The organism is Streptomyces canus 299MFChir4.1 (genome assembly GCF_000383615.1).
GTDB classification, from domain to species: Bacteria; Actinomycetota; Actinomycetes; order Streptomycetales; family Streptomycetaceae; genus Streptomyces; species Streptomyces canus_C.
Map to the genome: position 1 here is coordinate 146,046 of NZ_KB911589.1, position 14,877 is coordinate 160,922.

General features: G+C 71.9%; 15 protein-coding genes. 10 read left to right on the plus strand and 5 right to left on the minus strand.

The features are described 5' to 3' along the window. Nucleotides 1-18: 18 nt before the first annotated feature. Complete coding sequence (locus H293_RS0120570; RefSeq protein WP_106968358.1) at nt 19-1,011, minus strand: heavy metal transporter; 993 nt, start codon at nt 1,009-1,011, stop codon at nt 19-21. An 85-nt stretch (nt 1,012-1,096) separates the two neighbouring features. On the opposite strand from H293_RS0120570, the gene dapE reads away from it, so the two are divergent. Together dapE and H293_RS0120580 are read left to right on the plus strand one after the other, a co-directional pair. Next, nucleotides 1,097-2,176 carry a succinyl-diaminopimelate desuccinylase gene (gene dapE / locus H293_RS0120575; RefSeq protein WP_020119739.1) on the plus strand — a complete coding sequence of 360 codons (1,080 nt, stop codon included), beginning with the start codon at nt 1,097-1,099 and terminating at the stop codon, nt 2,174-2,176. Between the two features lie 111 nt (nt 2,177-2,287). After that, nucleotides 2,288-3,046: an LOG family protein gene (locus H293_RS0120580; RefSeq protein ID WP_020119740.1), complete on the plus strand. Its 759-nt coding sequence runs from the start codon at nt 2,288-2,290 to the stop codon at nt 3,044-3,046. Between the two features lie 170 nt (nt 3,047-3,216). Here H293_RS0120580 and folP read toward each other — a convergent pair whose 3' ends face one another. Further along, complete coding sequence (gene folP / locus H293_RS0120585; protein WP_020119741.1) at nt 3,217-4,077, minus strand: dihydropteroate synthase; 861 nt, start codon at nt 4,075-4,077, stop codon at nt 3,217-3,219. Nucleotides 4,078-4,223: 146 nt separating this feature from the next. Here folP and H293_RS0120590 point away from each other — a divergent pair, with 146 nt between their 5' ends. Both H293_RS0120590 and H293_RS0120595 read left to right on the plus strand, forming a co-directional pair. Next, nucleotides 4,224-4,583: a DivIVA domain-containing protein gene (locus H293_RS0120590; protein WP_028808039.1), complete on the plus strand. Its 360-nt coding sequence runs from the start codon at nt 4,224-4,226 to the stop codon at nt 4,581-4,583. Next, a complete protein-coding gene (locus H293_RS0120595; protein WP_020119743.1) occupies nt 4,580-5,158 on the plus strand; it encodes a DNA-3-methyladenine glycosylase I in 579 nt (192 codons plus the stop codon). The genes H293_RS0120590 and H293_RS0120595 overlap by 4 nt, the downstream gene beginning before the upstream one ends. Nucleotides 5,159-5,164: 6 nt before the next feature. Here the strand turns inward: H293_RS0120595 and chcB are convergent, their stop codons facing one another. Then, nucleotides 5,165-5,956 carry a 2-cyclohexenylcarbonyl CoA isomerase gene (gene chcB / locus H293_RS0120600; protein WP_020119744.1) on the minus strand — a complete coding sequence of 264 codons (792 nt, stop codon included), beginning with the start codon at nt 5,954-5,956 and terminating at the stop codon, nt 5,165-5,167. A gap of 358 nt (nt 5,957-6,314) precedes the next feature. On the opposite strand from chcB, the gene H293_RS54985 reads away from it, so the two are divergent. Next, complete coding sequence (locus tag H293_RS54985; RefSeq protein WP_003966491.1) at nt 6,315-6,482, plus strand: DUF3117 domain-containing protein; 168 nt, start codon at nt 6,315-6,317, stop codon at nt 6,480-6,482. Between the two features lie 104 nt (nt 6,483-6,586). Here the strand turns inward: H293_RS54985 and H293_RS0120610 are convergent, their stop codons facing one another. Next, entirely contained in the window at nt 6,587-7,285 is a 699-nt protein-coding gene (locus H293_RS0120610) for an O-methyltransferase (RefSeq protein ID WP_310591900.1), read from the minus strand. Between the two features lie 235 nt (nt 7,286-7,520). Between H293_RS0120610 and sigE the strand changes: the two genes are divergently transcribed. From sigE to H293_RS0120635, 5 genes are all read left to right on the plus strand, one after another. Next, entirely contained in the window at nt 7,521-8,219 is a 699-nt protein-coding gene (gene sigE, locus H293_RS0120615; protein ID WP_020119745.1) for an RNA polymerase sigma factor SigE, read from the plus strand. After that, nucleotides 8,216-9,178: a zf-HC2 domain-containing protein gene (locus H293_RS0120620; RefSeq protein WP_020119746.1), complete on the plus strand. Its 963-nt coding sequence runs from the start codon at nt 8,216-8,218 to the stop codon at nt 9,176-9,178. The genes sigE and H293_RS0120620 overlap by 4 nt, the downstream gene beginning before the upstream one ends. 91 nt (nt 9,179-9,269) lie before the next feature. Further along, complete coding sequence (locus tag H293_RS0120625) at nt 9,270-11,189, plus strand: S1C family serine protease (protein ID WP_078612628.1); 1,920 nt, start codon at nt 9,270-9,272, stop codon at nt 11,187-11,189. Between the two features lie 307 nt (nt 11,190-11,496). After that, on the plus strand, nt 11,497-11,925 hold the full coding sequence (locus H293_RS0120630; protein WP_020119748.1) for a sec-independent translocase: 429 nt from the start codon (nt 11,497-11,499) through the stop codon (nt 11,923-11,925). Between the two features lie 293 nt (nt 11,926-12,218). Beyond that, nucleotides 12,219-12,884 carry a hypothetical protein gene (locus H293_RS0120635; RefSeq protein ID WP_020119749.1) on the plus strand — a complete coding sequence of 222 codons (666 nt, stop codon included), beginning with the start codon at nt 12,219-12,221 and terminating at the stop codon, nt 12,882-12,884. Between the two features lie 57 nt (nt 12,885-12,941). Here H293_RS0120635 and H293_RS0120640 read toward each other — a convergent pair whose 3' ends face one another. Continuing rightward, entirely contained in the window at nt 12,942-14,870 is a 1,929-nt protein-coding gene (locus tag H293_RS0120640) for a glycosyltransferase family 2 protein (protein WP_020119750.1), read from the minus strand. Between the last annotated feature and the right edge of the window lie 7 nt (nt 14,871-14,877).

The following is a 14,877-nucleotide window of genomic DNA, read 5'->3' on the forward strand; positions in this document are numbered from 1 at the left end:
CCCGGGTGATCATCCGAACTAGCGTGCCGTCAGTATCCGCACCGACTCCGTGCCGTCCTCGCCGCCCGCCGTACGCCACTCGCTGTCGGTGCTCCCGGCCGTCCACTGCCGCCCGGCGTACGAGACCCGCTCGATGCGCAGCGCCGAGGAGTTGGCGACGGCCCAGTGGGCGAGCTGCCAGCCGCGTTCCCGGAGGCTGCGGTCGGAACCGGGGCGGGTGTCCTTGCGCACGGGAAGGGTCACGGTGCGCGTGTCGTGCGTGCTGGGCTCCGGGCTCGGCGCGGCCTTGCCGCCCACCTCCGCCGCGGCCGTCTCCAGCGCGTCGCGCCCGAAGTCCCGTACGAGAGCCGACCGCACCCCGTCCGGGCCCGTGGCGGCGGCCTGGGCGGTGTCCTGGGCGGTGTCCTGAGCGGCCCGGGTGGCTTCCTGGCGGCCGTCACAGGTCAGGGTGGCCGCCGCGGTGCCGGTGAGGGCGGCGGCCAGCAGCTCGGCGTCCGGCTCGTGCTTGGCGTACGCCTCCGGATAGCCACTGCGCTGCACCCGCTGGGCGGCGACGGTCAGCGGGAGATCCTGGTAGCCGCGCACCTTGACCAGGTGCTTGTAGAACTCGGCCGCCGCGTACGTCGGGTCCAGGATCTCCTTCGGGGTGCCCCAGCCCTGCGAGGGCCGCTGCTGGAACAGTCCGAGCGAGTCACGGTCGCCGTGCGAGATGTTGCGCAGCCCCGACTCCTGCAGCGCCGTGGCGAGCGCGATCGCCACGGCCCGCTCGGGCAGCCCGCGCCCGGTGCCGACGGCGGTGATCGTCGCCGCGTTCACCGCCTGCTCGGGCGTGAACTCGTACGACGGCCCGTCCGCCTTGTCCGAGACGACTCTGCAGCTCGGTCCGTCGGTGCCTCCGGTGACGTACTGCACCACGAGGTAACCGGCGACCGCGCACAGGACCACGAGGGCCGCCCCGAAGCGGAGGAGGCGGCCACGGCGCTTGCGAGTAGGGGGCAACGGCTCTGGCATCCGGACAAGATACTGGAGAGTACTGGGACGTCTGTGCCCGACGGGGACCGTGAGGCCGCGCAAGCGGGGCGTTAGGGTCGGGAGCATGGCCGACACCCCTCTTGACCTTTCGCTGGACGCAGCCCGGCTCACCGCGCAGCTCGTCGACTTCCCCTCCGAGAGCGGCACCGAGAAGCCCCTCGCGGACGCGATCGAGACCGCCCTGCGCGCCCTGCCGCACCTGACGGTCGACCGGCACGGCAACAACGTCGTCGCCCGCACGGACCTCGGCCGTCCGGAACGCGTCATCCTCGCCGGCCACATCGACACGGTCCCCATCGCGGGCAACGTCCCCTCCCGGCTAGACGACGAGGGCTACCTCTGGGGCTGCGGCACCTGCGACATGAAGTCCGGGGTCGCGGTCCAGCTGCGGATCGCGGCGACGGTCCCGGAGCCCAACCGCGACCTCACCTTCATCTTCTACGACAACGAAGAGGTCGCGGCCCACCTCAACGGCCTGGGGCAGGTGGCCGAGGCCCACCCCGAGTGGCTGGAGGGCGACTTCGCGGTCCTCCTGGAGCCGACGGACAACCAAGTCGAGGGCGGCTGCCAGGGAACGCTGCGGGTGCTGCTGACGTTCAAGGGAGAGCGGGCGCACTCCGCGCGCGCGTGGATGGGGTCCAACGCGATCCACAAGGCGGCCCCCGCCCTCGCGAAGCTGGCGGCCTACGAGCCGCGCAAGCCGGTGGTGGACGGGCTGGAGTTCCACGAGGGTCTCAACGCCGTGCGGGTGGAGGGCGGTGTGGCCACGAACGTCATTCCCGACTCCTGCACCCTGACGGTCAACTTCCGCTACGCGCCGGACCGCGGCGAGGCCGAGGCGGAGGCCTTCGTGCGGGACTTCTTCGCGGACTGCGGGGTCGACGAGTTCACCGTCGACGACCACACCGGCGGCGCCCGCCCCGGCCTCACCCATCCCGTCGCCCAGGCCTTCATGGCCGCGGTCGGGGGCGTCGCCCGCCCCAAGTTCGGCTGGACGGACGTGTCCCGGTTCAGCGCGCTCGGCGTGCCCGCGGTGAACTACAGCCCCGGTCAGCCGCTGCTCGCGCACAAGGTGGACGAGCGGGTGAAGGCCTCGCTGATCCCGGAGGCGGAGTCGCGGCTGCGGGCCTGGCTGACGTCGTAAAAGGGCGGTGTGCCGAGGGGCGCTTCATGGCGGACACGCGGACGTCCCCCCTCCGTAACCCGCGTAGATCTAGGCTGAGATGGAAAGACCAGGCAAGCGGAGGGAGCGCACATGGCTACCGGGAACCCCGAGGGCAAGAAGCAGCCGCCGGAGGAGCAGCGCCTGGGACCTGTCCTCCGCAGGCGGGGACAGGTCACGGCGAGCACGACCGACCAGCGCCTGCTGGACGCGGGCGGCCCCTCGGACTGGGTTCACACCGACCCCTGGCGCGTCCTGCGCATTCAGTCGGAGTTCATCGAGGGCTTCGGCACGCTCGCCGAACTCCCGCCCGCCATCAGCGTGTTCGGCTCTGCGCGGACACCGGCGGACTCTCCCGAGTACGAGGCGGGCGTGCGGCTCGGCCGGGGCCTGGTGGAGGCGGGCTTCGCCGTGATCACCGGCGGCGGCCCCGGCGCCATGGAGGCGGCCAACAAGGGCGCCTGCGAGGCGGGCGGCACCTCGGTCGGCCTCGGCATCGAGCTCCCCTTCGAGCAGGGGCTCAACCCCTACGTCGACATCGGTCTCAACTTCCGCTACTTCTTCGTCCGCAAGATGATGTTCGTGAAGTACGCGCAGGGCTTCGTGGTCCTGCCCGGCGGCCTCGGCACCCTCGACGAACTCTTCGAGGCCCTGACCCTCGTCCAGACCCAGAAGGTCACCCGCTTCCCGATCGTCCTCTTCGGCAGCGAGTACTGGGGCGGACTGGTCGACTGGCTCACGAACACCCTGATCGCCCAGGGCAAGGCGTCGGAGAAGGACCTGCTGCTGTTCCACGTGACGGACGACGTGGACGAGGCGGTGGCGCTGGTGTCGAAGGAGGCGGGGCGGTAGCCCTTGCGAGGGCTTGGAACGCCGGAGGGGGGATTCAGCCCCTCCGGCGTTTGAGGAGCGGGGGTCCGGGGGCGGAGCCCCTGGGAGCGGGGTCGAAGGGGCGGCAGCCCCTGGTGGGGGTCCCCCCTCTGGGGGAGGGACGGGTAGGGGCGGCGGGGGCGAAGAACTCCCTACGCCAGCCCCCGACGCGCGACCGCCGGCGGCCGATGCCCAGCGATGGACGCCACCATGTCCAGCACCTGCCGGGTCTCACCCACCTCGTGCACCCGGTACACCTGAGCCCCCAGCCAGGCCGAGACCGCGGTGGTCGCCAACGTCCCCACCACCCGCTCCTTCACCGGCTTGTCCAAGGTCTCGCCCACGAAGTCCTTGTTGGACAGCGACACCAGGACGGGCCACCCGGTCTCCACCATCTCCCCGAGCCGCCGCGTCGCCTCCAGGCTGTGCCGCGTGTTCTTCCCGAAGTCATGCCCGGGATCGATCAGCACGGACTCCCGGGGCACCCCCAGCGCGACCGCCCGCTCGGCGAGCCCCACGGTCACCCGCAGGATGTCGGCCATGACGTCCTCGTACGTCACCCGATGCGGCCGCGTACGAGGCTCCGCGCCCCCGGCGTGCGTGCACACGAGCCCGACCCGGTACCGCGCGGCGACCTCGGCCAGCCCCGGATCGACCCCGCCCCAGGCGTCGTTCAGCAGGTCCGCCCCCGCCTCGCACACCGCCTCGCCGACGGACGCACGCCAGGTGTCCACGCTGATGATCACGTCCGGGAACCGTCGCCGCACCTCCGCCACGAACCCGACGGTCCGCCGGGCCTCCTCCGCAGCGGACACCTCTTCGCCCGGCCCGGCCTTGACCCCGCCGATGTCGATGATCGCGGCCCCCTCGGCCACCGCCTGCTCCACGCGCGCGAGGGCGGGCTCGTCGAGGAACGTGGCGCCCCGGTCGTAGAAGGAGTCGGGGGTCCGGTTCACGATCGCCATGATCACCGGCTCGTACGCGTCGAATTCACGCCTGCCCAGCCTGAGCATCCCCTGTGACCTCACTTCGTCCGTCTGTGTGTTCGGCGTCTGCGGCCGCCTGCGACCCTAACTGTCAGACTCGCATGGCACGATCGGACCCTGACACATTCGACGCCGGTGGCCGGCCGCCGGCAGGGACCCTGGGGACCTCAGCGATGGTTATGTTCTTGTTCCTGGTCATCGCGCTCGCGGTCGTGGTCGCCGCGGTGACGCTCGCCGTGGTGGGCGGCGGGGAGAGCGACGGCCCGCTGCCGGAGGTCGCTCCCGAGCGGCTCCAGGACCCGCTGCCGCTGCACCGGCCGGTGAACCGCGCCGACATCGAGAGCCTGCGCTTCCCGCTGACCGCCCGCGGCTACCGCATGGCGGACGTCGACGACGCGCTCAGCCGCCTCGGCGCCGAGCTCGCCGAGCGGGACGCCCGGATCGCCGACCTGGAGTCCGCGCTGGCCGGCGCCCAGGCCGCGGCCCACGTCGCCCTGCACAAGCCGGAGCACGGCCAGGGGGAGCAGCAGTGAGCGACGGCACCGCCCTGACCGGCCCGGACGGCGCTCCGCGCTGCCCCTGGGCGCTGTCCACCCCGGACTACGTGACGTACCACGACGAGGAGTGGGGCCGCCCGGTCCACGGCGACGACGCCCTCTTCGAACGGCTCAGCCTGGAGGCCTTCCAGTCCGGCCTGTCCTGGATCACCATCCTCCGCCGCCGTGAGGGCTTCCGCGCCGCCTTCGCGGGCTTCGAGATCGCCAAGGTGGCCACGTTCGGCGAGGCCGACCGCGACCGCCTGCTGCTCGACCCTGGAATCATCCGCAACCGCGCCAAGGTCGACGCGACGATGGCCAACGCGCGCGTGCTGGCCGAATGGTCCCCGGGCGAGCTGGACGAGCTGATCTGGTCCCATGCCCCGACCTCGCACGCGGTCCCCAGGACCCTGGCGGACGTCCCCGCGGTCACCCCGGAGTCGACCGCCCTGTCCAAGGCCCTGAAGAAGCGCGGCCTGCGGTTCGTGGGCCCGACCACGGCGTACGCCCTGATGCAGGCGTGCGGACTGGTGGACGACCACCTGGAGACCTGCGTCGCCAGGAGCCGCTGAGCCGCCCTACCGGCCCAGGTACTTGGGCGTCTCCTTGTTCACGAAGGCCCGCACGGCGATCGCGTGGTCCTCGGAGGCGCCCGCGAGCGTCTGCAGCTCGTCCTCCTTCTCCAGCGTCTGCGCCAGGCTGTGCGACAGCGCGTACGCCAGGGACTCCTTGATCGCGCCGTAGGCCACCGTCGGACCCTCGGCCAGCGCCCGGGCCACCTTCTCGGCCTCCGCCGGCAGCTCGGTGGACGGCACGAGACGGTTCACGATCCCCAGATCATGGGCGTCCCGGGCCGACATGGTCCGCGGGAAGAGCAGCAGGTCGGCGGCGCGCCCCGGCCCCACCACCCGCGGCAGCGTCCACGAGATCCCGGAGTCCGCGGTCAGCGCCACTCCCGCGAAGGAGGTGTTGAACGCGGCCGTGTCCGCCGCCACCCGGTAGTCCGCCGCGAGCGCGATCCCGAAGCCGGCGCCCGCCGCGACCCCGTTCACCCCGGCCACCACCGGCTTCGGCATCTCCGTCAGGGCCCGCACGACCGGGTTGTAGTGCTCCCTGACCGTGCTCATGACCTCCGTGGAGCCCTCGGCGAGCAGCCCGATGTGCTCCTTGAGGTCCTGCCCCACGCAGAACGCCCGCTCCCCGGCGGCGGTGAGCAGCACGGCCCGTACGGCGTCGTCCGAGGCCGCCGACTCCACGGCCTCCCGCAGCGCGACCTTGGTGGCGATGTTCAGCGCGTTCATCGCCTCCGGCCGGTTCAGCGTGATCGTCGCGAGCCCGTCGTGCACCTCGTAGAGCACGGTGTCGGCCATGGCGTATCCCCTCCGGTGTGTCCGCTGCATCCGATGTCCGAGGACAGCATGGCGGAGATCGCGGTCCGCGGACCGGACCGGACGTGTGACCTGCGTCAAAGAATTACGGAGCGCTTACGAGCGGCTGGGATCGGCGCGGCGGCGGAGTATCGCAGCCACATCGCCGAATTGAGTGGTTTTGCTCGCGCGCGTTGCCCAAGCGATGCCGACTGATGTTGGTCATCGGGTCCTGCGATGCGGGATAATGGCTGGGAAGCAATGTGTTCGATGCCGGTGGCGTGTGTCCCTTCTTGGATGCGCGTGCCCTCCCAGGGCTGTCGGCTTTGACGATGAGCTGGTTTCAGGAAGGGGAACGAGCATGGCGGCCATGAAGCCGCGGACGGGCGATGGCCCGCTCGAGGTGACAAAGGAGGGGCGGGGCATCGTCATGCGCGTTCCGCTCGAAGGCGGCGGTCGGCTCGTCGTCGAGCTGACGCCTGACGAGGCCGACGCGCTCGGTGACGCCCTCAAGAAGGTCGTCGGCTGACGCGGAAGCGACCATACCCTTTCGGCTGCCCCGGCATCTTTTGAGGTGCCGGGGCAGAGGTCTGCCCGGGCGGTCCCCCGAATGGCCGTACGGCCCTCAACGGCTCAGCGCTTGACCGCGCAGAGCAGTCCGTCGCCCACCGGCAGCAGCGACGGCACCAGTTCCTGGCTCTCGCGTACGGCCCGCAGCAGCTCCCTGAGGCGCAGCACCTCGGTCGGCTGCGGTCCGGAGTCCACCGTGCGGCCGTTGGCGAAGACGCCCTCGAAGACCACCAGGCCACCGGGGCGCAGCAGGCGCAACGATTCAGCGAGATAGTCCATGACCTCCTGCCGGTCGCCGTCACAGAAGACGAGGTCGTAGCCGGCGTCGGCGAGACGGGGCAGGACGTCCAGGGCGCGGCCCGGGATGAAGCGGGCCCGGTTGCTGGCGAAGCCGCAGGCGCGGAACGCCTGGCGGGCGAACTGCTGGTGCTCCGGCTCGGGGTCGACGGTGGTCAGCACCCCGTCCGGGCGCATGCCGTACAGCAGGTGAATGCCGGACACGCCGGTGCCGGTGCCGATCTCGGCGACCGCCTTGGCGTCCACGGAGGCTGCCAGCAACCGCAGCGCCGCGCCCGCGCCGGGCGACACCGAGCGCAGTCCCGCCTCACGGGCCCGGTCCCGGGCCCAGCTCAGGACTTCGTCCTCGGCGACGTAGGCGTCGGCGAACGCCCAGTTCGTCTGCCGGTTGCCGGTAATGACCCTCTCCTTGCCCCGTGGTTGCCTGGGCGTGACTGTATCCGTTGCCGTCGGGAACCCGCAGATGGGACCGGGCGTTTAGAGGGGTGGAGACGCACCCGGGGGGACACAGTTGGATCACGAAGCCGAGCGGGCCCTCGAGCAACTGCTGACGCAGGGGACCGAGTGGTACCAGCCCAGATCAAATTCTCGTAAAACCGCTTATCCGGAGCTAACGGGCGAGGTGGCTATGGTAGGGGCTCCACTGGAGACAACCAGAGCCGACAGGGGAGGTGCGGCCGCGCCTGGAGATCGTGGGGGAGTGCTGCGGCGCTTCCTCGGATCGGCGGGCAGGCCGAGATCCGTGAACGACACCGCTGACAACAGCCACGCCGGCGACTACGCCCAGACCGCGACCTTTGCCACCGACGCGGACGGGCAGGCGTGGACTCCGCCCACCTGGGAGGAGATCGTCAGCACGCACAGCGGCCGCGTCTACCGCCTCGCGTACCGCCTCACCGGTAACCAGCACGACGCCGAGGACCTCACACAGGAGGTCTTCGTCCGCGTCTTCCGCTCGCTGTCCACGTACACACCGGGCACCTTCGAGGGCTGGCTGCACCGCATCACCACCAACCTCTTCCTGGACATGGTCCGCCGCAAGCAGCGCATCCGTTTCGACGCCCTCGGCGAGGACGCGGCCGAGCGACTGCCCAGCCGCGAGCCGTCACCCCAGCAGGTCTTCAACGACGCCCACTTCGACGCGGACGTCCAGCAGGCCCTCGACACCCTCGCGCCGGAGTTCCGCGCCGCGGTCGTCCTGTGCGACATCGAGGGGCTGTCGTACGAGGAGATCGCCGCGACCCTGGGCGTCAAGCTCGGCACGGTCCGCTCGCGGATCCACCGCGGCCGGTCCCAGCTGCGCAAGGCCCTTGCCCACCGCTCACCCGAGGCCCGTGCCGAGCGCCGCTCGTTCATGGCCCGGGTCCCCGCGCTGGGGGGAGGGGGCGCGTCCGCGTGAGTGGATCACTGCCCAAACCCGGCGAGGGGAGCCTCGCGGAACAGCATCTGGGAGACCGACTCGCCGCCCTGGTGGACGGCGAGCTCGGTCACGCCACGCGAGAGCGTGTCCTCGCGCATCTCGCCACCTGCCCGAAGTGCAAGGCGGAGGCGGACGCCCAGCGCCGCCTGAAGAACGTCTTCGCGGAGGCCGCTCCGCCCCCGCCCTCCGAGAGCTTCCTGGCCCGCCTCCAAGGGCTGCCGGGAGGTGATCCCGACGACGGCGACAGCTCACCGTTCGACGGGGGAGGATTCGGAGGACTGCCGGGGCGACCCGGCACCACCGGAGCGTTCGGCGTAAGACGTGGCGAGCGCTTCGCGTTCGACTACGTCCCCGCCCGCCCGCACGCCGCGCTGCTCCCGCCCTCCTCGGGCCGGGGCTTCCGTATCCATGACGTCAGCCGCCACGAGACCGACCGCTCGGCCTCGCGCGGCATGCGGTTCGCGGTCGTCGCCGCCGGGGCGGTGTCGCTGGCCGCGATCGCGCTGGGCGGCGTCACCACCGGGGTACCGGGCGACGCCGACGCCCGAGGGGCCGGCAGCAATGTGACACCGGCGCGCACGGCGGGCACGGGAGCCGCGGTGCCGGAGAACCAGCGCCGCCGTGGCGTGGGTCCGCTGCTCACGCAGGACCAGGGACAGCGGACGACGGGTGAGACACCGGTCGCCCCGACCACCGCGTCCGCCCCGCTGCTGCCGGGCATCCCCGCCCAGGTGCAGGAGGCGGCCCTGCACGCCCTGACGGCGCCCGTCGTCGCCGGTGCAGCCGCGATGTCGCCACTCATACGTCCGCTCAGCGCCAGCCCGCCGCTCACCCTGACGTCCCTGTCCACACCGCCGGACCCCACCACCGCCGGCTTCCTCGCCGCGTCCATTCCCCCCACCACGTCAGCGCCCACTCCCCCCAGCTCCGCCCGCTGACCGGCGCCCTGCTCCGCGGCGCCCGAACCTGGTTGAATCCACAGACAGGTCGACGTGCCGCGCACCGCGGCCGGTCACCTGTGGGGGGAGCATGGACGAGGGCAAGCCGAGGGCGGTTTCCGGGCCGGCCGAGGGGGCTTCGCCGGGGACCGGCCCGACGGGGTCCGACGGTGACTTCTTGCTCGGGCCACCGGAAGATCGGGCGTCCGGTGCGGGGACGCACGGGCCGGCGGCCGCGGACGACTTCGAGCTGAGGCCTCCGGGGCCGCGCAGAGTGGGCGTGCCGCTCGGTGAAGGGCAAGGCCCGCAGGACCGGCCCGAGCCGCCGCAGGACTACGACTCCTCCAGCACTCCGCCCTATGGCGTACCGGGTCCCTGGGCCCCCGCCCCGCGGGTCCAGCACCCGCCGACGACCACAGCGACGCACGGCACCGGGATACCGGCACCGCCCACGGCAGTGCCCAGCTCCGTGCCGCCGCCTCACGGCATGCCTGGCCCTGAGGTGCCGGAGGGGTCGGAGGTGCCTGAGATGCCGGAGGTGCCAGAGGGCCGGGGCACAGCGATACCCGCACCCCCGACGCCCCACGGCTCCCCGACGCCCGCACCGCAGGAAGGGCCCGACACACCCAGGTCCGCACTGTCTCCCGACGTACCGGTGCCGCCGTGTGACGCCCCGGCTCCGGTCCCAGCCCCGGTCCAAGCCCCGGCCCCGGCGCCGCACCTCGACGCGCCCGGCCAGCCCCCTGCGGCCGCCCCGGCGCCCCCAGCCGACCGGCCCCCAGTCTCACCCCCGGCGTCGGCCACCCCGAACCCCTGGCAGAACTACGACCCCTGGGCCCCCGTCCCCGCCCCCCTCCAGCAGACCAGTGCCGCGGTCGACACCGAGGGCGCCCGGCGTCGCCGAGCGCGGCGGGTGCTTCTCCTCGGTGCTCTCCTGCTCGCGCTCGTGGCGGGCGGGATCGGCGGGGTCGTAGGGGCCTATCTCGAGCGCAACGGCGTGGGAGGTGACGTCGTCGCGTTGCCGCAGGCCGAGGAGGAGCCCGCGGGGCGCGCGCCCGGCACGGTCGCCGGGATCGCCGCGAGGGCGCTGCCCAGCGTCGTGACCCTGCATGTGAGGGGGGCCGAGGAGTCCGGGACCGGGACCGGGTTCGTGCTGGACGAGCGCGGTCACATCCTCACCAACAACCACGTCGTGGAGCCGGCCGGCGCCGGCGGCGAGATATCGGTGACCTTTCAGAGCGGGGACACCGCCGAGGCCACCGTCGTGGGGCGGGACAGCGGCTACGACCTCGCCGTCGTCGAGGTGAGCGGTGTAGGCGGGCTGCGGCCCATGCCCCTCGGCAACTCCGACAGCGTCCAGGTCGGTGACCCCGTCGTCGCCATCGGCGCCCCCTTCGACCTGGAGGGCACCGTGACCTCCGGGATCATCAGCGCGAAGGAACGGCCTGTCACCGCCGGAGGCGAGAGCGGGGAGGGGAGCGACGTGTCGTATGTCGACGCCCTGCAGACCGATGCCCCCATCAACCCCGGCAACTCCGGCGGCCCCCTCCTCGACTCCCGGGCCCGTGTCATCGGCATCAACTCCGCCATCCGTTCCGCCGACGACGGCACAGGCTCCGGGACCGGACAGGCCGGTTCGATAGGTCTCGGCTTCGCCATTCCCGTCAATCAGGCCAAGCGGGTCGCGGAAGAACTGATCAACACCGGCAGGGCGACCCATCCCGTCATCGGAGTCACCCTCGACATGGACTACACGGGCGACGGCGCCCGGATAGGGACGAAAGGCAGCGACGGCGGACCCGCCGTGACCGATGGCGGTCCGGGCGACCGGGCCGGACTCCGGGCGGGCGACGTCATCACCGCGGTCGACGGCCGCCGTATCCACTCCGGCGACGAACTCATCGTGAGGACCCGCGCCCACCGCCCCGGCGACCGCCTGCAGCTCACCCTGAAGCGCGACGGCGGGGAAAGGAAACTCTCGCTGGTCCTCGGATCCTCGGACGGCGGCTGAAAGGCCGAGAGAATCGACAAAGGTCCGACAAAGGTTCGGCGGACGACGGGCAGAGGACCGGCGGAGGACGGCACTGGGCCGGCAGTGGACCGGCAATGGAGCGATTGACAGAAACCTCATAGAGGTGCCCCGGAATCCCGCTCCACAAGGCAAACAACCCGGAAAACCGCCCACCCGCACGGACTCGGCGCCCTCGGGACGGTACCGGTCGTACGGGATCCCCAGGTACCGTGGACCCGGCCCGGACCACGGAAGACCGCACAGACCACCGAGGGCCGAGGACCGAGGACATCGCAAGGAGCTTCAGGTGTTCAATGACATAGGACCGCTCGAGCTGATCACGCTCGTTGTCCTCGCCGTGCTCGTCTTCGGTCCGGACAAGCTCCCGAAGGTCATTCAGGACGTCATGCGGACCGTGCGCAAGATCCGCGAGTTCTCGGAGAGCGCCAAGCAGGACATCCGCTCGGAGCTGGGCCCGGAGTTCAAGGACTTCGAGTTCGAGGACCTCAACCCCAAGACGTTCATCCGCAAGCAGCTGGACAACGACGAGCTGGGGCTCAAGGAGATCCGCAACGGCTTCGACCTGAAGAAGGAGATGGCCGAGGTCACCGACTCCGTGCACGGCACGGACACCTCGCCGTCCCCGTCCTCCTCCGGTGGCCGGATCGACATGACCAAGAAGCCCGAGGAGCCCGGCAAGGACGACCGCCCGCCCTTCGACGCGGACGCCACCTGAGCCGTACGCCCCACCGGAAGGCGCCTGCCGAGCAGTTGAGCTCGCGGGCGCCCTTTCCCGTCGTACGTGACGCGTTTCATATCGCGTTCTCACCTCGAACGGCCCCTGTAGGGCCCTCGTACGCCCTGAAGCCACCCTTCGTGCGCCCCGCGCGTCGGGTGGTTTCCGCGCAGCTCGGAGCGGTGTGGCTATGCTGCCGAGTTGTTGTGCGGGCCGTACGCGAACCAGCGACGCCGCCCGAAGGGGGGCGGGCCGGTCCGGTCCGACGAGAGCTAGTAGGAGGCGTCCGGCACATGGAGACGACGAGTGGGGCAGTCGCGCAGGCGCCGGCCGCGGAGGGTGGCCAGCAGGTTCCCTCCGCCCGGCGCACGGTCGACGGCTACCTTCAGGCGCCCTTCCCCTGGTACGGCCTCGACGAGGCCTTCACGGGGCCGCGCTGGCTGATGCAGGTCGGCACGTCGGCCGACGGGGCCGTCGAGCACGGGTCGATCGGCCACGGTGACGAGCCCTCGGTGAAGAACGAGGCGGGCTCCACGGGGGAGCCGAAGGAGAAGTTCGCGGTCGTGGTGACCGTCGCCGCGAACCCGTCCCGCAGGAGCGCGGACGGCACGGGACTGCTGGAGGCCACGTCGGTCTCCTCCGCCGCCTGGCTGGCCGGGGTGGGGCTGCTGTCGTTCACCTGGCCCGGGCAGATGGACCACTCCCTGCGCGACGACTGGCTGGACCAGCAGACCGAGACGGCCTGGGTCCTGGCGGACGACCTCGAAGGACCCGACTGGTCCACCCTGTCCCTTCCGGTGGACGGCGTGCCAGCGCCGTTCCACTACCGGGAGTCGGAGTTCGGCTGGGTGCTCGCGGGCTCCACACAGGAAGGGGTGCACGTGGGGGCGTACGGGAGAGGCATGAGCGCGTACGGGCTCGGATTCGCGATGATCAAGGACATCTCGGCGTACGCGTAGCGCGCCCAGGGGCACCGCAGGCCCGTGCGGTGCCCCATGACCGGCCTGTCGGCCGTCCTATCGGCCGAGGCGTCGCCGTACCCGCCGGACCTGGCGGTTGTCGGCGACCGCGTCGAGCAGCCGGCGTCCGGTGCCGGCCTCGTGGGCCGGGCCCTCCAGCCGCAGCAGGGCGCCGTCGCGGACGACGGCGTGGGCGAGAGGGGCGTCGGTCTTCGGCAGGCTGACCGGGTGGCGTCCGGCCGGGAGCTTGAGACGGGCGGGGAGCCGGAGCACGGCCGTGGTGCCGCCCTCGCCGGGGACCAGCTCGGCGTCCACCGTCAGGGCGGACACGGTGACCTTGAGGCGAGCCGGGCCACTGTCCGTCGCCGCGATGAAAGGCAGCGGAAGCGACCGCTCCCCGCGTCCGGAGTTCGCCGCGGCGGCAGCGGCCGTGTCGGAGCCCAGCCTGCGCTGGCGCTGGTCCACGTCGAGGGCGAGCTGGCCGCTGCCCGTCCAGTACGGCAGCGCGAGCCGGCCGCCGGTCAGCGCCGGCTCCGCGGCCGGGGCCCCCGGGGTGCCGTCGCCGGTGAGGCGGACCATCCGGTCGACGCCCAGCAGTTGGACGTACGCCCACACGTCGTGCACCCCGCGCTCCAGCGGCCGCCCGCCCGCGAGCCGTTGGGGATCGAGGCTCAGCCGCCCGGACGCGACGACCCGTGAGCGCCCCTCGCCGCAGGGCTCGAGCCGTACCTCCAGATCACCCTCCGGGTACCACCAGTCCTCACGGTCGCGGTCCTTGACCACCAGCTCGGCGTACGCCAGGCGGAACGGATCGCGCACCTCCCAGCCGTCCTCGGCCCCCGGCACCCCGGCGAGGAGTTCCGGGTCCAGCCACCGCTTACCGTCCCGCTCGACGAGCACCAGCGGCTCGCCGTCCCCGCGCAACAGGTCCAGCGTGACGTCGGCGACCAACCTGCCGTCGCCCCATCGCAGCCCGCCGACGGCACTGCGGGCCTTGACCTCACGGACGCGCTCGGCGAGGGCCACGGCCCCGTCGAAGTCCCCGCGTTCGAGGAGTTCGGCGCGGAGGCGGGACACGGTGGGCAGCCCTTCCCGGACGGCGGCCGGGAACTCCTCGACGGCAAGCTTCCGTGCCGCCTCGAAGCGTTCGCGCTGCTCGGCGGGGTCCTCGCGGAGGATCTCGGGTTCGCGGGTGCGGGAGAGGATCTCCACGTGGTAGAGGCGGTGCAGGAGGCGGTTCTGCAGGGCGTCGACGTCGTCGGACGGAGGCGTTCCGTCCTTGATCTGGCGCACGATGGTGCGGCAGTTGGACCAGAAGCCGTGGCGCGGGTTGAAGCGGTGCTGGGTGTTGTTGCCGCCGTCGTCCCGCTTCATCCAGTAGTAGCAGGGGTAGTCGGCGAGCACCGAGATCCGCTCGGCCTTCAGATAGGCGGCGCTGACGAAGGCCAGGTCCTCCAGGATCCAGGGGCCCTCGGGGAAGCGCAGTCCGTGCTCCTCGAGGAAGGCGCGCCGGAACATCTTGTGCGGCGACATGCTCTGCATGAGCTCGTCGTTCTCGATCGTGCAGGCGTCCACGGTGTGCCGGAACAGCCGCCGCGGCCGCACCATCGTGCTGGACATCTTGCCGAGCACCACATCGGCGTCGTTCCGCTTCGCGTGCTCGTACAGCCGCTCCAGGGCCTCGGGCCCGAGGGTGTCGTCGTGGTCGACGAACTGGATGTACTCGCCCTGCGCGTGCCGCATGCCGAGGTTGCGGGGTGCGCCCGGCCAGCCGGAGTTCGGCCGGGTGTGGACCTGGACGTTCGGGTGCGCGGCGGCGATCTTCTCCAGCCGGGTCAGCGTGTCGTCGGTCGAGCCGTCGTCGACGTAGACGACCTCGTACTCGTCGGCGGGCAGACTCTGCCCGAGGAGCGACGGTGCGCACTCGTCGACGTACTTCCCGGTGTTGTAGACGGGAACGATGACGCTGACTTTGACTCTCGGCATTCCACGG

Coding starts and splice junctions, on each gene's coding strand:
- H293_RS0120580 (WP_020119740.1), top strand. CDS start 2,288: ATGGCTACCGGGAACCCCGAGGGCAAGAAGCAGCCGCCGGAGGAGCAG.
- folP (WP_020119741.1), bottom strand. CDS start 4,077: ATGCTCAGGCTGGGCAGGCGTGAATTCGACGCGTACGAGCCGGTGATC.
- H293_RS0120590 (WP_028808039.1), top strand. CDS start 4,224: ATGGTTATGTTCTTGTTCCTGGTCATCGCGCTCGCGGTCGTGGTCGCC.
- H293_RS0120570 (WP_106968358.1), bottom strand. CDS start 1,011: ATGCCAGAGCCGTTGCCCCCTACTCGCAAGCGCCGTGGCCGCCTCCTC.
- H293_RS0120640 (WP_020119750.1), bottom strand. CDS start 14,870: ATGCCGAGAGTCAAAGTCAGCGTCATCGTTCCCGTCTACAACACCGGG.
- chcB (WP_020119744.1), bottom strand. CDS start 5,956: ATGGCCGACACCGTGCTCTACGAGGTGCACGACGGGCTCGCGACGATC.
- H293_RS54985 (WP_003966491.1), top strand. CDS start 6,315: ATGGCGGCCATGAAGCCGCGGACGGGCGATGGCCCGCTCGAGGTGACA.
- H293_RS0120635 (WP_020119749.1), top strand. CDS start 12,219: ATGGAGACGACGAGTGGGGCAGTCGCGCAGGCGCCGGCCGCGGAGGGT.
- H293_RS0120625 (WP_078612628.1), top strand. CDS start 9,270: ATGGACGAGGGCAAGCCGAGGGCGGTTTCCGGGCCGGCCGAGGGGGCT.
- dapE (WP_020119739.1), top strand. CDS start 1,097: ATGGCCGACACCCCTCTTGACCTTTCGCTGGACGCAGCCCGGCTCACC.